The organism is Desulfomonile tiedjei DSM 6799 (assembly GCF_000266945.1).
Lineage (GTDB): Bacteria > Desulfobacterota > Desulfomonilia > Desulfomonilales > Desulfomonilaceae > Desulfomonile > Desulfomonile tiedjei.
This window is the reverse complement of sequence record NC_018025.1, coordinates 1,070,934-1,096,814: the sequence shown is the minus strand read 5'-3', so window position 1 is coordinate 1,096,814 and position 25,881 is coordinate 1,070,934. Positions and strand designations below refer to the sequence as shown.

The following is a 25,881-nucleotide window of genomic DNA, read 5'->3' as shown; positions in this document are numbered from 1 at the left end:
ACAGAGTGTTCTTGGCGACTACCTTACTCTGGTTCGTTCTACCAGGTCTTTCAGTGAACTCCCAAGTTCCTCTATCCTTTTAGCAGCCTCATCCAGTTGCGAAATACTGGAGACATTCTGTTGCATGGCCTGTTCGATGTTGAGCATTGCCGTCGATACTTGGTCCACTCCTGCAAGCTGCTGCTCAGTCGTAGAATGAATCACTGTGGCCGCCTGTGAAGATGTGGATACGCTGCCAAACAACGATTCAATCGATTCGCCTGCCATTATCGACTGATTCACGCCTGCATCCACAGCCTTTGTCCCTTGCTCGGTCGCCATCACGACCGCGCTCACCCATTTCTTGGTTTCCTCAAGGATTCTCCTGACTTGCTCCGTTGCACTTTTGGATTGGTCCGCCAAAGTCTTTATTTCGAGAGCAACCACAGCGAACCCCTTGCCATGATCGCCAGCCCGCGCTGCTTCGATGGATGCGTTCACCGCCAGGAGATTGGACTGGTCAGCAAGATCTTGCACTGTGCCGATAATCTCTTCTATAGCTTGACTGTGCTCACTCAAACGGATCACCGTTTCTCCGATAGATTCGATCTGCTCTTTGATCAGGTTCATGCGATGCGCCGTATCGCTCGTGGCCTTCTTGCCTATTTCGGATATATCCACAGCTTGTTTCGAACTTTCTGCAACTTTTTTGGCCGTATCGTTTGAGATCTTTGCCGCGTGCTTCACTTCTTCAATGGTTGTAATAGTCTCGGTCACTGCGGATGACGTCCGCGCGGTGCTCCCTGCCAACTGAGAAACGGTGGCAGCTATTTCTGCCGCGGAGGAGCCGAGGACATTTACCCCTTCTATGGTTCTTCGGGTCTGCTCGCGTAGAAATTCCACCATGTCATTGAGAGCTTGAGTGAGTCTCCCCACTTCGTCTTCTCCCCTCTTTTGGAGACTCCTCGTCAAATCCCCCTTACTGATCGCCTCTGCAAGATCTACCGCCTGACCTACGGTATTTGCGATAGCCCTGGCAATTAAGTACGAAATAAACAAGCTGGAGGCAATAACAAGAATAAGCCCTAGAACGAGAGCTCTTTCGGTTGCGTTGGTAGACTTCTCAGATGCTGCCCGTCGCTCCTGGAGGGCTTTTTCCTGCGCTTCTTTGAACGTAGCCAGCAGCTCGTCATATTTGCGTACCTTCTCGCTGATACGATTTTCGGCAACCAGTTTATTCAGGTCGACGACGGTTTTCGATGCCAAGACTTGTTTTCGCAGAGCTATTTGCGGGTCGGCAATTTCTTTGACCCATGTCCTGAGAGTATCCTCGATGTCTGCAAGCAGTCTCAATTGAGTAATATTACCCGACATTTTCTGCTTCTGTTTCTCAATGAGCGCAAACATTCGTTTGGAAGCATCCTCGTAAGACTTGAGAAATTCGTCAGTTCCTGCGAGAAGATACCCACGCTGCAAGTTTTCCATTTCCATAGCGGAAGTATAGATTTCCATCGCCTGCAAACGAGTCGAGGTCGGACTCATTGCAGGTATTTCGGCAGTCTGTCCTTCCACATGGGATCTCGTTTCTCCGCCTGGGAACTTGTCTGGCAGACTCTGCTGTTTTTCGACGAATTCCTTTATCAAATTGCGTAAGCGGCTCAACGACTGTTCCTTGTCCGCTGCCACAAGTGCAGCTACATCCTTCAAAGACTTGCCTGCGTTAATCTCGCGTTGCAGCTCGACTCCCAATTCAAATCTTTTGCGGGCGTCTGCCAATACTTCTTGAGCTTGAATAAGATACTTGATCTCATCTCCGTCTCCGACGATTCGTTTCAAATCCGCAAATTCCTTGTCAATACGTTCCAGTCTGTTCTTGTACTCAGGGACAAAGCGTTCATCCCCGTACGCGTGAAACGCCCGAAGCCACGCCAGCATTCCCATAGTATCGAATTGGAGTTCCACGGTTTCGCGAATCGCCCTGTGAGTTTGATCGACGCTCTCGACGTTCTGTAAAAGCGCATGCACACTGTAAAGCACTACCATGCACAATATTGCTGCCAGGATGACAGGGATGAGTCCTCCACCCATTACCTTCACCTTCAGACCTATATCACTCAGTTTCATCAGTATCTCCTCTCACAACTATATCTCACAATAAGAATTAAGATTTTGAAATCAGAACCTTCGTCAGAGCATTTGTAAACAAGCGATACACCCTCGGCGTCTCTTCGTACTATGGTCCGGCTAGAAAAAGGGGCAGTGCCCCAGGACAAAAATCGGTCCAGACAATAGTAATGTCTTCTGATTTTTTCTTAGCTCATCAGTTTTCGGGGAGCAGTGAGTCTTCACGTTAACGAATGCAATGAATGAACCTAAAACGTGTTGATTTTCGAAGAACTCAGCAAAGTGGTGCGAAATTCCCGACACGCTACACAATCAGCCATACTGAAGAAGCAGTACAGGGTCCGCTGCAAAACGACTCTCTGATCTCGTTGAGAAGATTATAAAAGCGATCGATCCGGAAGTTCGGAATTGAGGGTGCAAAATCCTGAAACAGGCTGCCGGAGGCGTACGCTGAATGAGACCCTGTTGTCTGCCGCAGAAACGATCTTATTGCATGTGAAAGGTCGCGATTGTGGCACTGACCAGACAATTCTCCATGCGTTGCCGAACAACTGATGAACCGTATTCGGAGCCCGTCAGATCGGGCTGTATCCACAAACCCAAAGATCAAGAAAGCGTGCACAATTACGATAGTACGCCGGAAATCTCTTCCGGGTAAAAACCACATCTTCTGCTCCTAAACCATATGCCCCCCTCATGAGAAAAAATCAGAGGCGGCCGTAGCCCTATTACAGAGGAATAATCTAATGCTACGTCAAACTTGAGTCAACTGTTATTTGGTTGTTACCAAAGCAACATTTTCAGTCAACTCTGCTGACGATTTTTGGAATGCATAAGGTCCGGAAATTATGTGATCGGTTGGCTTCCGACATTGTATTCATACTAATCCTTTCCCGGATGGCGAAGACTTTCAAAAAAGTAATTATTCCAATTGACATTGACATATCGAGGTTTTAAAGTCTGGATTCGAATCATCATTACCCTTTAAATCTTGAGAATTTCTTGCAGGTGAGACAAAAGATCCAGTTGAGCGGATATGGAAGATTATGAAGGCGAAGTTCGAAATCTGCACAATTGGCTCAAACTTTATGGAAGAGGAGGCCCTGTCGTGTGACAACGGAACGATCTGAAATCACCGAGTCATATCTTTGGATTGTAGGGCTGGGGCTCTTTCTGTATTGCTTTGGTATCACAGCAATGACCGGTGATATCGGATTCGACGGCGATGACTGGTGGGTTCTTGCGTACCCCTATTGGAACAGTTTTACTGACGCTTTGAGGTTATATGCTCAGAAGTTCTTGCGGCCGGTGGAAGGGCTTTACTGGATAGGGTTATTTAAGCTATTCGGCTTCAACAAAATGGCATTCCATTTGTGCTCGCTTCTGCTGCTTGCCGGTTCTGCGTTGTCCATGGGATTATCCCTGGACCGAGCTTTTCCGGGTCGTCGGATCTTCGTGTCCATGGCTGTTTTGTTCGCGTTTTTCTTGCCCCCGGTTTCCTGTTTGACGTACGTATTGTTCACCGATAATTCCCGTCTAAGTGTGCTGCTATTTTGGTTGTCCGTGCTTGCATTCCAACGCTGGGCGCGGAAGTCGTCATCCTGGAGCGGCATAATTCTGCCTGTAATCATTTATATGATATCGTTTCTCACGTATGAGTCGACAAGCTTTCTCATTTTCACGGTACCATTGTTGGTTTGGCCTGTTCATCAAAGATGTGTCAATCGACCATCCGATCGAATCTTCTTTGTCAGGCTTTGTGGAGCAATTCTGAGCGGTTTCCTGATGGCAGTAGCCGTGAGGTTCATATTCTTGAACGGGGGAGCGGTGACTCACAGTCATCTCCTACCACCTCTGGAACTGCTCTGGTCGTATTTGGCATTGCTTTGGTTGTATCTCATTGAACCGTTCATGTCTGTCTCTGCAGATCGTTGGGCGCTCATAGTGAGTACTCTGGTTTCTTTGGGCGCGGCCTTCCTATTCCTCTTTTCGAATCTGGGGAGGTCCTATGCCGTAACCGCAGCAAAATGGTTCGAATCCGGATCTCAGTGGTATTTGATCTTGCTCGGCACTGGAATACTTTTTCTTGGCATGCTCCCATACCAGCTTGCCGGGTACGGAAACTATCATCCGCAACTGACCGAAACTCTTCGGACCAAGTGGGGAATGTTGCCGGATGGTGATTTGTCTTGGTTTAATTTCACATGGGCAAGCCGGATTTACTCTTCCGCTTCTTTCGGCGTAGCCGTTTTGATTGCAGCGGGACTGAGTGTTTGGCAGAAAAAAGCCGGCAAATTCTTCGGCAGATCCATAGCCGTAGCTTTAATCGGTTTCATGGCTCTCTTCCATGCCGGATTAAGCATTGACTGGAGGGAAGCAGCGGACATCCGTAATGATCTCATACAGAGCCTCGTTACTCAGGTACCGGCAGTGAAGCCCGGCACCCATTTCGTGTTTCTCGATCTCAATTGCTCTCATAAACGTGCAGAAGTTTTTCGCAAAGAGAATGGATTGCGCGAATTAGTCTGGATGCTCTATGCAGATCGATCTCTCGGAGCTTGGCGTGCCTATTCGCGCGCGTACGGCCGGCACGACCACCTGTTTCAGCAGTCATCGGCAACACCTGAAGGATTCATGAGTCGCGGTCAAAGACAGAGTGAACCTGCTCCCCATGAATCTCTGCTACTTTTGAAGAGATCAGGCAATCAACTGATTCTTGTAGATCGGATCAATGCCGGGGATGGTTCTGTACCGACCGGGATTGCATGGCAGGGAACCGATCATCTCGCCTCCAATTTGGAGCGGATCGAACCCTGGTCCAGTGTCGCCTCACCTAATGTGGCTCTCGCCCGTACGGCATGGACGTCCGGGCTCATTTCCACTCTTCGATTGAAACTGCTTAAATCTACTCGTGTTTCTGTAAGAGGATTCAAGTATATGATTGTCCGTGACGCAATCAGTCGTTATCCGACCAAAATACTTGCCTATCCTGTAAGGTCTCGTCTTTGAAATTTTCTCCAGGAAATGCCTGCCCGATTTCTTTGTCGCGAAATACCATTAAATTCTCATTGTTGTGCAACTTGCCCGTAGTTTTCGATTAAATCACGATCATGATTCTTGGCCATCTTCAGTGATTGACGTACAAAAATTCTATACCAGATTTCCAAAACGACGAGAGACCATACTTTCTCATTGAAACGACCGCGGTAGAACGGATCTCCGCTCAATAGCCTGCTGAGTTCGGGTCTGGAAAGAATGCCGTCTTCTGCACACTCCGAGTCGATCAGGTATTCTTCCGCCAACTGCCGCACAATCCGGTTGTACGGAGCGGCAAAAGGTTTCTTTTTTCCTTTGACCGTTTCATGAGGTATATCATTCTGAAATGATCGTCGTAACAAGTACTTACCTATTCCTCCCCTCACCTTCATATCTGCCGGCAAACGCAAGGACAAATCTATGATGCGATTGTCCAGAAATGGAGGCCGAATCTCAAGAGAGTGAGCCATACTCATTTTATCGACGCGTAGAAGGATATAATCGGGAAGTCGAAGACGAAAATCCTCATCGAATAAGTAGCTTATAATATCTTCTATTGAATGCGACCTCAACGAGTGAGCACCATTGTTGTCAGAGTTGTGCGGAAACCGTGTGAGTGCATCGATCTCCCGGGAGAGGAAGACAGCGCTCCAATCGCAAACACCAGTGTCCTCCACGGCTGTTTTCATGACACGACAAATTCTGTGCTGAGGACCGATCCACTTGGTAAGACTCCTATAGACCTTCGCCAAAACCGGAGCAGGAAGCATGGACAGCAGCTTCTTGTAAGATCCCAGTCTGTAACGACTGTATCCGAAAAAAAGTTCGTCTGCTCCTTCTCCGGTGAGAACAACTTTGACGTCTTTACGAGCTGCAGCAGAAAGCAGGAAATAGGGTGTCATGAGGGGTTCAGCTATGGGCTCGTCTGCATGGAATATTAGCAAAGGAAGTAGTCTGGTCAGATCGGAGTCGGAACAGCCGACAATCGTGTGTTTTACGTCAGCATGACGAGCCACCAGGCTCGCTCCCTGTTCTTCGTTCGTGTCTGTCACTCCGGAATAGTTGACGGTGAACGTCTCCACCTTACCTTTACTCATTTTTGCCATTTCTGTGACAACGATCCCTGAATCGAGTCCTCCACTCAGGAAAGCTCCCACCGGAACATCGGCCACCATTTGATCGCGCACCGATTGTTGAACCAGACTACGCAGTTCGACGGCCCAGTCTTCTTCCGTGCGAGATTCATCAATGGTGTACCAGTCGTAATTCCAGTACGGTTCTATGGTTATGCTCGAATCTCTTCGTACTCTTATGAAGTGACCTGGAAGCAATTTCCGCACATCTTTGAAGATTGTCCGAGGTGCCGAAACGTATTGGAAAGCCAGATATTCCTCAATGCTTTCGCGATCCACCTGAGGCCGTACAAGACCTCCTGCCAGAAGAGCTTTTATTTCTGAAGCAAAACCGAAAAATGTATCGGTGTGTACGTAATAGAGAGGCTTAATGCCAGTCCGATCGCGAGCTAATATCAGCTCGCGGTTACGTCGATCCCAGATCGCAAGAGCAAACATGCCATTGATTTCTTTTAAGAAATCTACTGAGCGTTCTTCATACAAATGAACCAGGCATTCGGTATCAGTGGTGCTGCGAAACTGATGGCCACGGCTTTTAAGACGATTCTGCAAATCTGCATACGAGTAAGTCTCTCCATTGTACACTATGACAACGCTTCCATCTTCGTTATACATCGGCTGACGGCCTGCATCGCTCAAGTCAATAATGGACAGCCTCTGATGTCCTAACGCGAGGTGCTCCGAAGGTTCAAAGAAGGTTCCAGATTGATCCGGGCCTCTATGTGCTATCGCATCCATCATCAGATTGATTGATTGCGACGGCACCCGGCCCCAAAATCCGCAAATACCACACATGATCCTCTCCCGATAGCTGCACGGCTTACAATTGCGAAAATCCGGTCGATCCAGAAATGCACTGGGGGGCTAACACGGTTCTGCTCCGCTGCTATCTGACTCCAATGGAATAATGAATTGTTTTCCCAATTAACTCACCTTAGTAGCGCTTCTAGCAAATTCTTCAACACATATATCCAATATACGCTGATACGGTTTACCGGCGTTTCTTTTTTGCACCAAATTCAGTCCCTTTTGTATAAGGATTCCTTGTAATGCCTCATCCTCGAGAATCCTCAAAGCCTGCTTCGCTAAATCCTCGGCATCCATCGGATCGAAAAAGACTGCGGCATCCTCGAAAATGTCCCGAGCATACGGACGGTCCGCAATGAGTACTGGCGTACCCAAACTCATGGCTTCTAAAGGAGGTAATCCGCAACTTTCAACCAATGATGGCAAAACGAGCAAATCAGCCAATTCAAAAGCCTCCCGAAGTTCGCCTGCTTCGAGATATGAGAGGCACGTAACACCATGCTCATGGGAGAATGGATGGTCTTCTGGCAGGGTCAGAAACAGTTGAACCTGGGGCCTGTATTGCCGCAAAAGGCGCGTTCCCATGGTGGCAGTTTCGACCATTTTATAAGGATAAGAATCTCCGACATAGAGGATACGACTCCCCGCCGGAGCAGCCCGCATAGGGTCTAGTCTGCGGTAATCCCCTGGGATTTTGTCCAATTTCCTCGGTGAGACATAAACCACTTCGATCTTCGATGCATGAATGTCAAAGCATCTGACCAGATAATCTTGCATAACACTACTCTGGCAGATAACTCGAGCGGCATCTTGGCAGGAACGTCGCATCTGATGGCGATACGTCATGATCCTTAATCGTTCTAGCCGAGAATCAAAAGTTTGGATTGCTTCTCTGCTGAAAGGCAAAGACTGCTGAACATAGGTCACATGGGGAATTTCTGAACATCCTCGACCGAAATTGGCAAAGATGAATAATAAATCGGCCGAAATGTCTTTACACGCCTTGGAAAGAGAGTATTCATACCACCAGATCCTGGCAAACGGATTACGATCTACCATTGTTTTCTCGATAATCCGAAGCTTCCGTGATTGTGGGAAAGCAAACAGTCTATCGGTTGCAGGACTTGAAAAAACGGTAATCTTCTCTATACGAGGATCCGCAACGGCCACAGTCAAAAACTCGAGAAACCCGGTGGCCGCTCCTCCCCGCTTTGTTCCCAGAGCATCAATAGCCAGGTGCATGCGCCTTCCCCTGCCCGCTCATAGTCCACATTTTCGGAATAGAAGTCTTGAGACTTTTTCTCTGAGAGAATGCTGCAGCCTCTCACCCATAATTTTGTACCTACCGATCATACGGCTTGTAGCGACTAGGATTCAAGAAGGAATCTCCGGAATCCTTCTTGCAAAGAATCTCGTAAGAACCTGCAGGTACCCATATCACGTCAAAAAATGACTGGAATCTGTCCAACATATTGAAATTACCCCTCAATCTCCATTAGAGAACAAGGAATTCAACTTTCCTGTATATCCGCTACCAACCTGCGAAACTTCTTGCACGGATTCGCTCTTACAAATCTAATTTGGCCCCCCGGAATCAGTCCGTTACCCACTCGTAGTCGGGATGGAGTTCTGTCCTGTCCCTGGGATTATGAAGAGCCTCCTCTTTTGATTGCGAACTCATATCTTATGTGTTCTCGCGATTAGTAGCCGCAGTTTTTCTTCAATTCGCTTCAAGTTTCTTCTGCAATAGTGCAGTTATTCTTTGACCTTGAGATCCGTCGCATGTACAAATTTACATCGTTCGGGGTTGATTAATTCTCCCCCAATCATTACTAGCAAAAACTATGCTATCCAGTGTTACAAGCTGTGTCAAGCACGATGGCCCTTAAGAACGGGATCAACTAAGATTATTTTCTCTTATCAAGTGCTTGCGGTGCGGGTTGAGCGCATTCGCCACCACAGGTAGTGAAATCAGGCACCGCGAGAAAGCACTCTTGAGATCGATTCTCAAAGATCATCCGTACATAGCAACGATTTGGTCAGCGGCATCTTTCTTGCAAAAGTTCAACTCGACAGATAGTAAACTCGAAGAATTAGATATCAAGATGACGCTGAGAAAGAGGGTTTTCGACGGCAGATGCAGTCTTTCGGGGGAATAATTCTGTCGGCAGACAATTGATGGGACCCGGGTCTTTTTAGTCATGATCCGGTAAATTTTGAGTAAAAAACACACAAAGCCTCCGCGCATGAGCGCAGGTTCTTTTGTAGATCATAACAACTGAATGGGGGCCATACCTGGTTCGAACCCCGGGAGGGTTACCGCATATTGGGAGGCGCCGGCTAAGATGGATCTTGAGCGGATATACTCCATATTGCCATGGCAGCTACAGAACGTGGCGGCCTCAGCCGAAGGCTGGCGAGTCAAACGCCTGCAATTCGGGGGCGATTTTCCCCACATTCTCAAGGAGGCAATTGACAGAACTTTTTGGCCTTTGGAAAAAATCCAGGATTATCGCAATCGACAGTTAAGGGATTTCATGCGACATTGTTATGAGACAACTCCTTATTTTCAGGCACTTCTTCGTAAATCCGGCGCAATCCCTGATGATTTCGCTTGTCTCGATTCTCTCAGGCGTCTGCCCGTCTTGACCAAGCACATTATACAGGAAGACTACACTGCATTTCTCTCCAACCGGATCCCGTCAAAAGCCAGACTTCCCGCACACACGAGCGGAACTACCGGTGCGGGACTACGTTTCTCCACTACGCGAGAAGCAGTTCAGAGACAATGGGCCGTCTGGTGCCGCTATCGATTGTGGCACGGCATCTATCCGGGTACGTGGTGTGCGTACTTTGGCGGGCGGTCGGTTGTTCCACTTTCACAGGATAGGCCGCCTTTCTGGAGACACAATTATCCGGGAAAACAGATATTGTTCAGTGGCTATCACATGAACGAAAACAATTTGAATTATTACATAGAGGCGATCAGGAGATTTCAGCCCCCATGGATTCACGGGTATCCATCTCTTATATCATTGCTCGCATCTCACATGATCGACAAGAAATTGGATATAGGGTATCAGCCCGGATGGATAACCATCGGAGCGGAAAACCTGTTGGAACACCAAAAGAAATTGATATTTGAAGCCTTTGGAGTGAAGGCAAGACAACATTACGGTTCTGTTGAAGCAGTGGCAAATATTTCTGAATGTGAACTGGGAAACTTGCACGTGGACGAGGACTTTTCGGCGGTTGAATTCCTTCCCGAGGAGTCTGGCTGTCGATATAGGGTATTGGGAACCAATTTTACGAATCCCGCGTTTCCCCTGGTCAGGTACGATATCGGCGACGTAGTGTCTCTTTCCGACCGTCAATGTGCATGCAACAGGCCCGGTCGCGTTGTCGAAGACATCGACGGTCGTCTGGAAGACTATGTGATCCTTGCAAATGGGGCAAAACTGGGCAGAACAGATCACATCTTCAAGGACATGGTAAACATCCGAGAAGCTCAAATATATCAGACCGAACCCGGAGCATTCACTATCAGAGTTGTGCGAGGCACTCACTACAATGAGACTGACGAAGCAATGCTACTATCCGAGACGGCCAAAAGGGTGGGGTCTGACACGAAGGTATCTATCGAATATACTTCATTTCTAAAAAGGTCTGCGACCGGAAAATTACGGCAGGTTGTTTCTCAAATCCCTCACGGACGACTGGATGCCCGTGAGGCTACTTGAATAGTGCTTCAACAGAATTCTTATTAAGAATGTGATCGCCATGGATTTAGCGGAGGCAAACAGGTGTATAAAATTACTCAAAACATCCGTAACGGCGCCATTTCCGTCGATACTGTACCACAACCACTGGTTCAAGCCGGCCACTTGTTGATTGCAAATGTCGCTTCGGTAATTTCGCCGGGCACAGAAAAAGCGCTAATGGAACTGTCCCAAAAGTCGTTAATCGGGAAGGCTCGCCAGAGGCCGGACCAGGTGCGCAGAGTATTGGAAAAGATTCGGAATGAGGGATTATTCCAGACACTGGCTCAAGTGCAGGAAAAATTGGACGAGCCCATGAACATGGGTTATTCCTCCGCAGGAATCGTGCTCGCGGTTGGAGCAGGGGTTCAAAATTTCAGACCGGGAGATCGGGTCGCAAGCAATGGACCCCACGCGGGGGTTGTGTGCGTTCCAAAGAACCTCTGTGCCATGGTTCCGGAAAAAGTGCCTCTGGACCATGCTGCTTTTGCCGTTCTCGGCGCCATTGCATTGCAGAGTATTCGTCTTTCTGAAATCAAACTGGGTGAGACTGTTCTCGTGATTGGATTGGGGCTTATCGGACAAATTACCGTTGCTCTGCTCAATGCCGCGGGAGCCCGCGTGCTCGCGGTAGATCTGGATAGAACAAAGTGCGAGTTGGCATCGACCAAAATGGGAGCTGAAGAAGCACGGCCGGATTTCAAGGCCAACGACATCCTCGATAGAACTTCCGGCTTCGGCGTCGATGCAGTCATCATAAGCGCTTCAACCAAGTCGAACGATCCCATTGACCTGGCAGCAGCAGCCGTACGGCAGAAAGGTCGCATTGTTCTGACCGGTGTTGTCGGTCTTGAACTGGATCGGCGTCCCTTTTACTTTAAAGAAGCGGAATTCGTGGTTTCATGTTCGTATGGACCGGGCAGGTACGATCCTTTTTACGAGACGTACGGTCAGGATTATCCACCGGCTCACGTCCGATGGACAGAACAACGCAATATCCAGGCAGTACTGGACTTGATGGCAGCAGGCCGCCTCGATGTCTCGCCGTTGATAAGTCGTCGCGTTCCCATAGAAAATGCTCTTGAAGCATATAACTCTATAAGAGCAGAAAGCAAGAGTCAGCTTGGAATCCTCTTGACGTACCCCGAAGCAGCGCGTTGCGGTCAGAACAACCATACGCAAGCGCTGACTACCCAAAGTCCACCGCTGGGGAAGATCCCCATCGGATGTTTGGGAGCAGGCAACTTTGCACGGCTCGTACTCCTCCCTTGCATATGCCGAATCGGCGACTTTCACCCGAAGACGTTATGCTCTGCAGGAGGCACCAGTGCTGTTCACAGCGGTAAGAAGCTCGGCTTCGATTATGCCACCACTGACGAGAACACTGTTTTGCATGATGAAGAAATTCAGGCCGTATTCATTGCAACCCAGCACGATCGACATGCTCGGCAGGTCCTCAAGGCAATTGAAGCAGGCAAAGACGTCTTTGTCGAAAAGCCCTTAGCCCTGAGCATTGAGGACATTATCGCCATTGACGATGCCATAGAGAATTGTCCGGGAGTGAAGCCGCTTCTCATGGTGGGTTTTAACAGGAGATTTTCTCCTGCCGCTCTGGCTGTCAGGGAATTCTTCTCGAGGATCGCTCAGCCGAAGACCATCTGCATACGTTTCAATGCCGGGCCGATTCCAGAGAGTCATTGGAGTCAACATGAGTCCATCGGAGGAGGACGAATAGTGGGGGAAGCGTGTCATGCAATCGATCTGGCGACTTTTTTCGCAGAAAGCCCCCCGTGCAGAGTCTACGCAGAATCCATCGGAGGTACGAATGCCCCCAGAATAACTGAAGATCAATGCCTGATCACTGTCAAACATGTAAATGGATCGGTTTCCAGCATTGCCTATCTGGCCGGAGGAGACAAAGCTTTTCCAAAAGAACGAGTTGAAGTTTTCGGGGGCGGCCAAATCGCCGTCATCGACGATTTTCGCGAAATTATCTTCTGTTCCAACGGTAAGACCAAACGACAACGCAGTTTCTCGACGGATAAAGGGCATAGACAGGAGATAGAATCTTTTGCCAAAGCACTGACTGAGGGAACCGCTTCACCGATATCATGGGAGGAACTCAAAACGGTTTCTCTCGCAGCCATTCTCGCTGTGAGGAGCGTACACGAAGGAATTCCGTTCGAGATTCCCGCAAGATTCAGGGAATCATAGCAAGTGTATAAAATAGTGTCCAATTGCAAAAGCTCTTCTCGGCAATTGGTAGGTGCCGTGCCTCCGTGCCGGCACATTTTTCAAATACAAATCAACCAGTTCGGGCCGGCAGGGACGCCGACCCCTACCGTTCATTTGAGGCACAATGCATTCAAAAGGTCAGAAATTATGTCATCTGCTATGTATTGAGAGATTCAGATTGATTGAAGAGGATTAGAGCTGGATCACAACCTATTATTGTTGCTTATTAGATTCTACCCAAAAACCGAGGAATCTGATCCGTCTCCTGGAGGAAGAACACTTTGAGTGTTTTCTTGTATTTTCATACATTGCGCTACTTGAGGCCGATTCAGTATTATAGTCGTCTCAGAAAGCTTCTTATCCGGCCAAGACCTTCTCTGGCTCCGTCTCCTCCCCTGCGGCAAAAGCAGAAGGTTTGGAGAACCCCTTTCACTCTCAAATCGCCCCTAAGCAGTAACGAGTGCTCGTTCCTCAATCGGAGAAGAACTCTCCATTTCCCGGGTATCTGGAACGATACCTCGATCGAGAAACTGTGGCTGTATAATCTTCATTATTTTGACTTCTTGAACTCGGACGACGCCACGCTCGATCCGGATTTCTATTGTAGGCTGATAAGTCGCTGGATACGTGATAATCCGCCCTGCTCCGGAATCGGGTGGGAGCCGTACCCGCTTTCCAGAAGAATCGTAAGCTGGATCAAATGGTTTCTGGCCGGAAATGTCCCCTCTGATGAGGCCCTGCGGAGTCTGATCATCCAAACCAGGGCTTTGAATGCAGACATCGAATACCATCTGCTCGGAAATCATCTGCTTGCAAATGCCAAGGCTCTGATTTTTGCAGGGCTTTTCTACGAAGGAGCCGAACCTGATGCATGGCTGACGAGAGGAATTGACATCTTGAAGCAGGAATTACCCGAACAAATCCTGGCTGATGGAGGTCACTTCGAACGTAGCGCGATGTATCACTCCATAATACTCGAAGATTTGCTGGATATAATCAATGTCTCCGGAATTTACGAGATTCCGAGCATCGTTGATTTTGTCAATGCCTCAATAATACCGACCACGAACCGGATGAGAAGCTGGTTGAGCGCTATGCTCCATCCGGATCGAAAGTTCGCATTATTCAACGATGCCGCTTTTGGAATCGCACTTTCTCCGGAAGAATTGGAAGGTTACGCACGAGAACTGGGGCTTGAAGCTTTGACGCCGCAGGGTGAATTCGTTCATCTTAATGAAAGTGGTTATATGCGACTTCAAATCGATAACACCGTTCTGATACTCGACGTCGGACCGATAGGACCCGACTATGTTCCCGGTCATGCACATGCGGACACCCTGTCATTTGAAATGTCCATATTCGGGCACCGGGTTTTTGTGGATACCGGGACATTCTGCTATTCCAAAGGAAAGACTCGGTCATATGTGCGCTCTACGCAGGCTCACAATACGATGTCTTTTCGCAACGCCGATTCCTCCGAGGTTTGGGACACCTTCCGGGTAGGAAGAAGAGCTTATCCTTTCAACCTGGAAGTGCATAATTCAGGAAACACCTTCCAAGTCTCATGTTCTCATGACGGGTATCGGCGACTGAGAGGTTCGCCGATTCACCGGAGAACCTGGACCTTAGATTCCAACAGTTTAGTCGTGTTCGATACAATTACCGCAGATGGCAGCGCAATTGCTCATTTTCATTTCGATCCCTCGCTGAAATGCTTGGCGGAAGGAGAAAACGGTCAACTCATCTTACCCAACAGTAAGCTCATCAGGTGGAAAGCACTCGCCGGACAGGCTGTCCTGACTGGCTCCAAGTATTATCCTGAGTTCGGAAAAGTCCAAAAAAATCGGTGCCTCAATGTAATTGCGAAGGAGGGTAAAGCTAAGATCATCTTCGAATGGTAACTACCGAAATTATGGCTATTTCAGTCTACACGGACGCAAATTGCACAAGAGAATAGCAGAAAGGGGGCCAATTTGTACATCGGTGAAAGCCTCGAAAGTCCAGGAAACACGGCATCCAAGAAACGATGCCATGTGAAATCACACGATGATTATGCCACGAGCTGGAAACAAACAGGTGTGACCCCTTTGGGGATTGGAAACCGGATCAGATGGTTTCTGCGCAATACCATTTTGACGACTTTGGCTGCTCTAAAGACATCCGGTCAAAGTACCTTTCTGACATCTATGTATTGTCACTACGTTTTTGACGATCAAATACCCGAGTTCGAGGCTTTGATTGTGGAACTCATGAAAATAGGAACATTTGTGAACACTGACGTGTGTGTTGATATGCTCAAGGGTACAAAACCACTTGATGGAAGATATTTCCATCTCTCATTCGACGATGGTTTTCGCAATGTTGCAAACAATGCGATTCCGGTACTCAAAAAATATGGAATTCCAGCTATCGTATTCGTTCCGACTTCATTTGTAGGAGCCGATCTGGAAACTACGAGGAAGTACTGTCTCGATATAGCGCAGTACAGTACCACAATTGAGATGTTGAGATGGCAGGATCTCGAGAAATTGCTGCTCCTTGGATTCGAGGTAGGATCCCATACAAAAACTCATGCGAGATTCTCGTCAATCTCGGGAGATCCCGACTTCATGTATGAAGAGATTGCAGGGTCGAAACAGGAGATTGAAGAAAAGCTGGGCATAGAGTGTAAGTACATATCCTGGCCTTACGGTAAGAAAGCCGATTCCGATGAAACTTCCTTATCCATGGTCGAGAAGGTAGGGTACGAAGCCTGTTTCGGTGCATTCAGAGGCTCAATCGTGCCCCGGACTACGAATGCTTTCGCAATTCCCAGGCATCATTTCGAAGTTCAATGGCCCACGGCTCACATCAGATATTTTCTTGGTGCTAAATTGAGGCAAGCAACATGAGACTGGTTATTCTTACCTCCGTCAGGCGAGGATATGCGTCTCGCTCTGTACCGGTATTATGCGCTAATCCTCGCTTGAATGTCGTCAGGCTTATTCTCACCAATAGTACAGCGCCGGATTTCTCCAAAGCGCTTGTACGCAAAACCCGAAAAACAATGCGGATAGGCCTGTTGGGTGCACTGAATGGCATCAGAATTCGTGATTGGTACAAAGACGAAGAAGTCGATGATATCGAGAAAGTATGCAGCCAACATCATGTGGAGATAATAGAAAGCGATCACACAAACTCCGCAAGGACCGCAGAGTTGCTGAAGGAATGCCGTGCCGATTTAGGCATCTCCCTTGGGAACGGGTACATTGCAAGTAAGATTTTTTCATTGCCAACTTACGGCACGATCAATGTGCATACAGAAATCCTCCCGAGATTCCAGGGAGCTCACAGTATAATATGGCCGATCTATGAAGGCTTGCAGGAAACCGGTTTCACTATTCATCAAATAGACGATCATATTGACACAGGGCCCATACTTTTTCAGGAGAAGTATCCTATTGTATTGCATCCTACGCTCCGAGAAACAGTAAAGAGAAACTTGGAGACTGCCTGGTCACACGTTCCGCATGCTATAGCATATGTATGTGAAAATTATTTACAATTGAGGGATGCTGCAAAGATACAAGACCGAGGCAGACCCTATACCACTCCAACCATCTGGCAATTCTTGCGAATGATTCGAAATCACAAGAAAATGATCGACAATACCACCTAATGTTGATTAGCTTTACTTTTCATAATCTGTAAGGCTCGAGGTATCCTTCGCTATTTTTGAAAAATAAGCTTGGTTTTTTCACATTCCATGGTTATTCTTGTAATATGAATGATTGTGCAAAACGTTTAAGGAGGCACAAAAATGGATTTAGAAACTGCTTTGTATGCATTTGTCTGGATAGCCGGATTTATTCTCTTCCTGGTGCGTTTCGGAAAAATGTACCGTGATTAGGCGAGCAATGTAAAAGAAATATTTAGTAGGAGAAATTTCGTGATTCAAGAATAACTGCTCTGACTTTTGCTGTTCAGAGGGCAGGTGACTTTTTATTCCTCAGTGGTCGATTCCACAACGTCCCGTTTCGAAAGAATAGAGACCTCACAAAATCCTTACAGCCACTTATTGGTTTCTCAAAATATCAGTATTGTTTATTTGCGGGGAAAGAAACCAGGGGCAGCAGTGAATCGACAAGAAAGATTCGCCCACTTGATCCATTTGGAACTTGCCAGAATCCCGAATTAAGTTCTATGATGGATGTGTACAGGTTCTCAGAAGGTCTTATTTTGCTATCCTGAGACGAAACAAGGGCTCTGGAAGAGAAGGTCGCTCATATTCAATGGTGCGACATTTCCGACCGGTATAGAGGTATCGTGATGAGAGCGCCGAAGCGAAAACACGTGCTACCCCGTCAAATTGAAAGGCCAGAAGTAGTGAATGGAGCTGCCATTGCAGAACGGGTTAGTTATATAGGTAGCCCCGAACATAAGGATACCCCATCTTTCGCCGGGCAGCCGAGGCCGCGGGCAGATGCCTCTTTATGTGATCGTCAACTGTCACAAGATCATGAACGAGTTACTCAGTGGCTGCAAACTGCAATCCTGCGGGGAGCTATTGGTGGAATGTACGAAGGTGATTTTCCCAGATATGTCTGGTACAAGGATGGCGATGTCGTATACGAGGCACGCCTCGTGAATAGAGAGAGTGGAGAATACAAAGGATACCCACTCAACAAGACGGAATGGCCGGAGGGCCTGGATTCGATTTATGGATGATTTCTCGCTTGATTTTGAATGGATAGATCCCCTGGGTGCTAAAGGAGCCGAATTGAGGGCCACCTGGGCGAGGCTTTCAATTGTGGTGGACGGTTACCCAGTGACCAGGGTCTACGATGATCGATCGAAAACCGTGAGAGACGCTGTCTATTTGCCACTGTATCCATTGGCAGAATGGCTGGTTACTCAGTGGTGGCCTCTCTGGAACGAACCGGGCCCTCCGTTGGCTGATCGCCCCGGTTACGATACGCGTCACTCTTTAGTGAGTGCGCGTGAAGGTTATGCCCTCCCTCCGCTCCGAATTCATCCTGCAGGCTCGATGGTCATGCTTTCTTGGTCTCCTGAACTGTTGACTTTTCACGGTCTCGAATTTCAAGGACGAGGTGCGTTCTGGACGAAGACAAGTCTAGTGAAAGCGAAGTTCTCATCGCTCATTACCGCAGTCGTGGGCCGACTAGAGAACTATGAAATCACGGATACTTTAATGCAACAGGACTGGGAGGCCATCCAATCGGCGGATCCCGAGGAGAAGAAATTCTGCAGGTGTGCCGGTTCGCTAGGATTAGACCCCTACTCATTGGATGAAAATCAGCAACAGGAAATAGAAAAAGCCGCGGATCGATTACCTGAAGAAATGCTGACCGAATTTTTCCGAGCCGCTCGGAGAACGGAATTGATCGCGGATGCCGAAGAGATCCGGGACGCATTCAGTCGCGCACAGAGCAATGAGGAAGACTTGACTTCCCTCAGAGAACTTCGTCACGCCGCAGAAGGGTGGATCGACTTCTCCGGGTCAATGCCTTGGGAACAAGGCTATTCTTTTGCTCAAAGGATGCGCACCCACCTGGGATTGAACGGAGCGCCATTGAAGTCGATTAAGACAATTGCGCATGCCCTTGGAACAACTGAAGAGAGCCTTTCAAAGGTAATGACAAAATTTAGTGATCGAGAGACACCTTTCGTCGCATTGATGGGTGTCAATGCTAAATTGAGTCCAGTGTTCGTCACTAGGGAGGCACGCACTACGGCTCACATGTTTTATCTCTGCAGAGCGCTTTTTGAATACCTTGCGTCATCTAATCAGCGTGGAGCGCTGATTACTGAGGCCAATACCGAGCAACAGAAGCGAAATCGAGCATTCGCGGCCGAGTTGCTCGCTCCTGCTTCGGCATTACGAGCTCGAATCAGAATTCCCATAATCACGTGGGACCAGGCGGAAGAAGTAGCTGAAGAATTCGGGGTTTCCGCTTACATAATCCGGCATCAACTGGAAAATCATCACATTGCTAGCGTTCAAACATATGATACATAGATTTTTCCAGTCAGGTTAAGATCGGAAGCACTCTAAATCCCTCATTCTATAGAGATCGGGATGACTTGTCTGCTGATTTCGCGAATTTGCGCAGCACCACATAAAACACGGGCGTCAGGAAAAGCCCGAACAGAGTTACTCCCAACATTCCGGAGAAGACCGCTGTGCCAACCACCTGCCTCATTTCCGAGCCGGGACCCTCTGCTGTTACGAGCGGAACGACACCCAGGATAAATGCGAAAGCAGTCATCAGAATCGGTCGCAACCGCAGTCGACAGGCTTCGACTACGGCCTTGAATCGGTCGCTGCCCCTGTCTTCAGCCATCTTCGCGAATTGCACGATCAGAATCGCATTTTTACAGGCCAGTGCCACTAGCACCAGGAAACCGATTTGAGTCAGAATATTGTTCTCCATGCCGCGGAATTCAATCCCCAGGAGTGCGCACAATACGGACATCGGAACAATCAGGATCACTGCCAATGGTAAAGACCAGCTCTCGTATTGTGCAGAGAGAGTAAGGAAAGCGAAAAGCACACATAAGGGGAAGATATAGATCGCTACATTTCCTGCCAGCTTCTGCTGAAACGCGAGATCCGTCCATTCGATGGCAAGTCCTTCAGGCAGAATTTGACCTGCCAATTTTTCCATTTTGTCCAGTCCTTGACCGGAACTGAAACCCGGCCGAATGTCACCATTGATATCAGCAGACGGATATAAGTTGTAACGAATCACTCTGTCCGGCCCTGTGACGTTGCGTATCTCTGCAATGGAGCCCAGAGGGACGGTTGAACCATTGCCACTGCGGGTCTTTAATTGCAGAACATCGTTCGCATCGCTCCGATATGCTACGTCAGCCTGGGCGGTAACCCGGTAAACTCTCCCCAGGAGATTGAAGTCGTTCACATAGACTGAACCGAGGTAGACCTGAAGAGTATCGAAGACATTTGCCAGTGGAACGTCCAGCATTCGTGCTTTGATGCGATCGATGTCGACGTAGAGCTGGGGAGCTTCCGGACGAAAAGTAGTGAAGACTTGCACGAGTTCCGGCTGCTGATTTGCGGCAGAAATAATATCTGTTACAGCAGTGTCCAAGACTTTTGTGCCGACTCCGAAACGATCCTGCACTTGCATTCTGAACCCGCCTCCTGTGCCGATCCCTCGCACTGGTGGCGGTGGAATCACCACAATGAATGCTTCTCGAATTTTCGAGAGCTTCTGCCTCAGGTTGGTCAGGATATTCTGCATGGAAAGCCCTTTTTCTGCCCGGACAAATGGATCGTCAAGTCGTGTGAAAATCGCACCCGCATTGGAGCTGTTGGTTCGCGTTGCTCCGGAAAAGCCGGCGAATGAAACGATTCCTGTAATTCCGGGAACTTCTTGTGCCAAACTTGCCGCCCTGCGCACTACCTCGTCTGTGCGATTCAGTGATGCACCATCCGGAAGTTGAATGCTGACTATCAGATAACCCTGATCCTGCTGCGGGATAAATCCTACGGGCACACGCTGGATGCTCCAGTATGTCAAGAGCAACAACCCTCCGTACACGATCAGACATATTGCAGCCAACCGGGTTATGCGAGCAATTGCCCTTCCGTAGAGATCTCTTGAAAACCAGAATGCCGAGTTAAAGGCCCGAAAGAACCACCCGAAGATTCGCTCGTACAAACGCTGAAATCCTCCCCTCGCTTCCGTTTGGGGACGAAGCAACAGGGCCGCCATGGCCGGACTAAGGGTAAGCGACACCACAAGGGAGAGAGCCGTGGAAACAGACAGGGTCAAAGCGAACTGCCGGTAAAATTGTCCGCTGATTCCGCCGAGAAATGCAGTGGGAACAAATACGGCCACTAATACGAGTGCTGTGGAAATCAATGCAGATGCGACTTCATCCATCGCTTTATGCGTGGCTTCTTTCGGAGACAAGCCTTCTTCAATATTTCGTTCCACATTTTCAACGACTACAATAGCATCGTCCACCACTATCCCGATAGCCAGAACAAGCCCGAAAAGTGAGAGATTATTCAATGAAAAACCGAGTAACAGCATTACAAAGAATGTACCGATTAGTGATACGGGAATGGCAACCAGCGGGATAATAGTGGCACGCCAACTCTGCAAAAATATGAAGATAACCAATGTGACGAGGAAAGATGCTTCGAACAGCGTGGTATAGACCGCCTTAATAGACTGAGCCACGAACACCGTAGGATTGTATACTACTCGATACTCGAGTCCTGGAGGGAATTTCTGACTCAATTCTTTCATTGTGCCCAGAATTCCATCTGCAGTCGCAATGGCATTTGACCCCGGGCGCTGAAAGACGAGCATTGCAACAGCAGTATGCTTGTCGAGGTAGCTGTTTACCCCGTAATCCCTCGCACCGAGTTCCACCCGTGCCACATCCTGCAACAATACCAGACGGCCTCCTTCCCCGGATTTCACCACGATTTTAGCGAACTCCTCCGGTTGTTCCAATCGACCCTGTGTATTGATTGCCACCTGAAAGCCCGTGTTCGGATCGAGAGGCGGCTGACCGAGTGCACCGGCTGCCACTTGAATGTTCTGCGCTCTTATTGCCTGTACCACGTCCGTTGCCGTAAGATTGAGTTCCGCAAGCCTGTCCGGCAGCAGCCAGATTCGCATACTATATTCCCGGGCGCCGAACAGGAGTACATCTCCAACTCCCTCCAGCCGGGAAATTACATCTCTGACCTGAAGATATGCATAGTTTCCGATATAGACCTGATCCAGGGATTCATCGGGCGAAACGAAATGTACTACCATCAGGAGATCCGGTGAACTCTTCGTAGTGGTTATCCCGATGCGGCGGACATCTTCAGGTAATCGAGCCTCTGCTATGGCCACCCGGTTTTGCACGAGAACTTGCGCCTTGTCGAGATCTGTTCCCAGCTTGAAGGTGACAGTGAGTTGCATCTGTCCGTCAGGAGTGGATTGAGACTCCATGTAGAGCATGTCTTCAACGCCGTTGATCTCTTGCTCAAGTGGTGTGGCAACAGTGTCAGCGAGAGTCTTCGGAGTGGCGCCCGGGTAATTGGCACGTACAACAATTGTAGGCGGAACGACTTCGGGATATTGAGCTACCGGTAATCCGAAATAAGAGACGATTCCCAGCAGAACAATTACGATCGAGAGAACCGTCGCAAATATAGGACGATCGATGAAGAAGTGCGGTAGTTTCATTTCCTGTTCTCAATCGGTTCGAACCTTGTCCAATCCATTTCCGTGATAGAAAGTGTGCTTGGTGTCTTGCCCCTTCAGCAGAGCCATATATTCTTGCGGAATCCAATCTTTCTTCTCGACTGCGATCTGTTCTTCTTCAGGATTTACCGGGGCACCCGGGCGTATGCGTTGGATACCACTGACAATGACGCGATCGTTCGCTGTCAGGCCTTCCCGAATCACGCGAAATTGCTCCTCTCGGGGACCGAGTCGCACAAAACGACGATCGACACCGTTTTTTTCATCGACCACGTACACGAATTTTCTTGATTGATCGCTTCCAATGGCCTCTTCGGGCACAAAAAGAGCTTCGAGCACTTCGCTGCCAGGCACTCTTACCCTTGCAAACAATCCGGGAGTCAAAGCAAGATCGGGATTCGGCAGTTTAGCTCTTATGCGCATCGTTCCCGTGTTGGGATCCATCCGATTGTCGATAAAATCGATATGTCCCTTGTACGGAAAGCCTTCCTGATCTGCCAATCCTATGTAGACGGGTATTCCTACATTCCCGTCATTGGGGCGCTTTCCCTCCCGAGCCAACCGCGAATACTTCAAATATGTGTTTTCGTCCGAATCGAAGTAACAGTAAATTGGATCCAGAGAAACAATTGTGGTCAGGAGCGTGGTTTGACCGGTTCCACCAGTAATGAGATTTCCTTCAGTGACAAAGAGCCGACTGATTCTTCCCGAAATGGGAGCAGTTATTTTCGTGAATTCCACATTCAGGCGGGCTGCCTCCTCGGCAGCTTTGGCTGAAGCCAACTCTGCTTTGGATTGTCTTTCCTCTGCCGCACGTTCATCGAATGCATCTTGAGAAACTGAAGCGGTGGCGAGCAGTTCTCGGGATCGTTTGAGTCTGAGCGACGCCAATTCATATCGTGCTTGAGCCCTCGCACGATCTCCTTCCGTACGGTTCAGTTCAGCCACAAACGGTCGAGGATCGATAACGAAGAGCAGGTCTCCTTTCTTGACCAGTGCCCCCTCCCGGAAATGAACGGATTCCAGGTACCCGCTCACCCGTGCCCTGACTTCGACTGTTTCGACAGAATCAAGCCGTCCTGTGAACCGATCCCACTCAATCATGTTCACTTGGAGCGGTTTGCCTACAGTTACCTTCAACGCAGGCGGTTGAGCGACCTGCTGCGCTTTGTTGCATCCCGATATAAAAAGAAGCACCAGGAAAAACATCGCGAATTGCGTTAATTTTCCATAAGTTGCAATGATATATCGAATCATATGATTACTCCGGATTCGCTGGGGAGTCACAGCATCCTCCTTTGCAGTGGACCGATCGCCGCTGCACGAATCGGACTCCGTTCAATGTCTACAATCCTGACTTCTCCGGCATTCGCGATAGCCGATCCGATATAATGAATCGTGCAGTTCAGCGGAACTGTCAGTTAGGCGTACGATAGACATGCTCCCAATGGTGGGCAACCCGGGACAATTCTGAGTCGGAATGTACAATAGCAAATGTCAGAATTTTTGTCTGATGGAGCTTCTGGAAAATCGGTGGGTGCCGTGCCTCCGTGCCGGCACATTTTTCAAAAAAATCGACCAGTTCGGCACGGCAGAGACGCCGTGCCCTACCGTTTCTTATCAAGGACCCGGTGTTCAAAAGGTCAGAAATTATGTCAACTGCTATAATTATTTAGCATGCTTAATTTGCAGAATGCATTATCGAAAGCGTGCGATTGTAAGGATCACGTTAGAATGTATTCAGATTCCATGAAGAAGCGGTCGTGGTATAGTCGATTGAGTTCTTCACTGAAGGTATTTTCCTGGTAGTATAGGAAACGCGAGAAATTGAGGATTTCTATTCTTTGCTGCGGCAACCGCTGGTAATAACAATGAAAATCTTTCTAGCTGCTCTGAATCTCTTGATAGTACTCGCCCTGCTCCCACTGGCCTGGGACTGGCGAGCCCCCTTTTTGCCGACTGTTCGTCATCTGCTGTTCATGGGACTGGTGGCTATGCCGCTCCTTGTAATCGTGATTGAATTTTGGCTGCTGCGATCTTCCCGTCCCGAACATCGTGCGCTCAGAGTTTTGAGTGCCTCCGGATTGCTTGTGGCTGTCGTTGTCTTGATTACCAGTATAACTCTGGAAGGTCATTTCAGGTGGGTTCGCCATCAGGTCCTTCACGCAAACCCGGCCGCGCTTGAAAAGCTTGGAAGACATTTCATTGTCGGCTACCGAGACATCGGAGAACTCCGGCGCCTTATCAAGTTAAAGGCCATTTCCGGTGTGTTCGTCACCAGCACCAATGTCAACGGAAAGAGTCCCGCTGATATACAAAACGTAATCCGCTCTTTCCAAAACCAGCGGAAAGAACAGCTCCAGCCTCCTTTGTGGATAGCCACAGACCAGGAAGGCGGCAGTGTTTCACGATTATCTCCGCCGCTGTCCCGCCTGCCTTTCCTTGGGGATATTGTGAAGAGAACTTCCGATGTTGCCCTGCTTGAACGGAATATTCGACAATATGCCGGTCAACAGGGACAAGAACTTGCTGAAGTGGGAGTGAATTTGAATTTTGCTCCTGTGGTGGACTTGAATTTTAACATTATCAACCCCGACGATAAGTACACACGCATTTTTCAGCGAGCCATTTCAAATGACCCTACCACTGTCGCCCAAGTGGCCGCTTGGTATTGCGAAGCCCTGGATGAACACGGTGTACGTTCCACCTTAAAGCACTTTCCCGGTTTGGGCAGAGTATATGAAGATACTCATCTCGATCATGCGGACTTGACTACTTCTCTTGAGGAACTTACCAGGACTGATTGGATGCCGTTTCTCCATCTTATGAAAAAGAGCCGGGCCTTTGTCATGCTGGGTCATGCGAGATTGACAGCCATAGACAAAGAACGTCCGGTCTCAATGTCACCAAAGGTGATTGCAGGTCTAATCCGTGGTACCTGGAAGCATGACGGAGTTCTTATTACCGACAACTTTAGCATGCTTGCCGTGTACCGCAGCAAAATCGGCATGGATAACGGGAGCATCGAAGCTTTAAATGCAGGCGTTGATTTGATTCTGATCAGTTACGATCCGGATCAATACTATCGCGTCATGTATACTTTGCTCCAGGCGGACAAGGAAGGAAAACTCGATCAAGACATATTAAAACAGAGTGATCGGCGCTTGGAAAGAGCTATTCGCGCTCTTCCCCATTAAGAAAAATATCGTTCAATATTATCCGTTTGAATTATCTCTCTGATAATCAGCACGGAGGCCGGTCGCTACCAGAACGGGCAGGCACGAGACCTGCCCCTACATCGACTGCACCTGAAATGCTAAGATCTTATAATGACAGTTGATAAAACCGATGCTTTCAGTTCGGAACTGAGCTAACAGCATAATCCCATAATCCATTTTTTTATCTGCCTCATCAGAAAAACTCGCGGTCAGGGAACCTTTCGGCGATCTGTTGTGACTGAACTTAATCGGAAATGTTGATTCAGATTGTTGCAGGTTTAACTAGGTTCGGTGAGTAGTTCATTCACATAAGCATATGATAAATGGTGAACAATTTGAAAATTGCTTATGTGAA

General features: G+C 48.5%; 14 protein-coding genes. 9 read left to right on the top strand and 5 right to left on the bottom strand.

What is annotated here, in order from left to right:
• Positions 1-18: 18 nt before the first annotated feature.
• Positions 19-2,103, bottom strand: coding sequence for a methyl-accepting chemotaxis protein (locus DESTI_RS28440; RefSeq protein WP_014808805.1), 2,085 nt, complete (start codon positions 2,101-2,103; stop codon positions 19-21).
• Positions 2,104-3,213: 1,110 nt separating this feature from the next.
• Between DESTI_RS28440 and DESTI_RS04650 the strand changes: the two genes are divergently transcribed.
• Entirely contained in the window at positions 3,214-5,112 is a 1,899-nt protein-coding gene (locus DESTI_RS04650; protein WP_014808803.1) for a hypothetical protein, read from the top strand.
• 56 nt (positions 5,113-5,168) lie between these two features.
• Here the strand turns inward: DESTI_RS04650 and asnB are convergent, their stop codons facing one another.
• Together asnB and DESTI_RS04640 are read right to left on the bottom strand one after the other, a co-directional pair.
• Positions 5,169-7,067, bottom strand: coding sequence for an asparagine synthase (glutamine-hydrolyzing) (gene asnB, locus DESTI_RS04645; RefSeq protein WP_014808802.1), 1,899 nt, complete (start codon positions 7,065-7,067; stop codon positions 5,169-5,171).
• 129 nt (positions 7,068-7,196) lie between these two features.
• Positions 7,197-8,321: a glycosyltransferase gene (locus tag DESTI_RS04640; protein ID WP_014808801.1), complete on the bottom strand. Its 1,125-nt coding sequence runs from the start codon at positions 8,319-8,321 to the stop codon at positions 7,197-7,199.
• A 1,103-nt stretch (positions 8,322-9,424) separates the two neighbouring features.
• On the opposite strand from DESTI_RS04640, the gene DESTI_RS04635 reads away from it, so the two are divergent.
• The 7 genes from DESTI_RS04635 (at position 9,425) to DESTI_RS04600 (ending at position 19,091) form a co-directional block, all read left to right on the top strand.
• Positions 9,425-10,819, top strand: coding sequence for a phenylacetate--CoA ligase family protein (locus DESTI_RS04635; protein ID WP_014808800.1), 1,395 nt, complete (start codon positions 9,425-9,427; stop codon positions 10,817-10,819).
• A gap of 63 nt (positions 10,820-10,882) precedes the next feature.
• Positions 10,883-13,051, top strand: a complete 2,169-nt coding sequence (locus tag DESTI_RS04630; RefSeq protein WP_014808799.1) for a bi-domain-containing oxidoreductase — start codon at positions 10,883-10,885, stop codon at positions 13,049-13,051.
• 302 nt (positions 13,052-13,353) lie between these two features.
• Positions 13,354-14,973, top strand: coding sequence for a heparinase II/III family protein (locus DESTI_RS04625; RefSeq protein WP_014808798.1), 1,620 nt, complete (start codon positions 13,354-13,356; stop codon positions 14,971-14,973).
• Between the two features lie 72 nt (positions 14,974-15,045).
• Positions 15,046-15,963 (top strand): polysaccharide deacetylase family protein, encoded by a 918-nt coding sequence (locus DESTI_RS04620; RefSeq protein ID WP_014808797.1) that lies wholly within the window; start codon positions 15,046-15,048, stop codon positions 15,961-15,963.
• Positions 15,960-16,730 carry a formyltransferase family protein gene (locus tag DESTI_RS04615; RefSeq protein ID WP_014808796.1) on the top strand — a complete coding sequence of 257 codons (771 nt, stop codon included), beginning with the start codon at positions 15,960-15,962 and terminating at the stop codon, positions 16,728-16,730. Before DESTI_RS04620 ends, DESTI_RS04615 begins: the two co-directional genes overlap by 4 nt.
• Before the next feature lie 896 nt (positions 16,731-17,626).
• Entirely contained in the window at positions 17,627-17,779 is a 153-nt protein-coding gene (locus DESTI_RS30605; protein WP_157212097.1) for a hypothetical protein, read from the top strand.
• Entirely contained in the window at positions 17,772-19,091 is a 1,320-nt protein-coding gene (locus DESTI_RS04600; protein ID WP_014808793.1) for a M78 family metallopeptidase domain-containing protein, read from the top strand. Before DESTI_RS30605 ends, DESTI_RS04600 begins: the two co-directional genes overlap by 8 nt.
• A 46-nt stretch (positions 19,092-19,137) precedes the next feature.
• On the opposite strand, the gene DESTI_RS04595 is transcribed toward DESTI_RS04600, so the two are convergent.
• Entirely contained in the window at positions 19,138-22,290 is a 3,153-nt protein-coding gene (locus tag DESTI_RS04595; RefSeq protein WP_014808792.1) for an efflux RND transporter permease subunit, read from the bottom strand.
• A gap of 9 nt (positions 22,291-22,299) precedes the next feature.
• On the bottom strand, positions 22,300-23,565 hold the full coding sequence (locus DESTI_RS04590; RefSeq protein ID WP_014808791.1) for an efflux RND transporter periplasmic adaptor subunit: 1,266 nt from the start codon (positions 23,563-23,565) through the stop codon (positions 22,300-22,302).
• Between the two features lie 614 nt (positions 23,566-24,179).
• On the opposite strand from DESTI_RS04590, the gene DESTI_RS04580 reads away from it, so the two are divergent.
• Positions 24,180-25,505 (top strand): glycoside hydrolase family 3 N-terminal domain-containing protein, encoded by a 1,326-nt coding sequence (locus DESTI_RS04580; protein WP_041286773.1) that lies wholly within the window; start codon positions 24,180-24,182, stop codon positions 25,503-25,505.
• Positions 25,506-25,881: the final 376 nt, after the last annotated feature.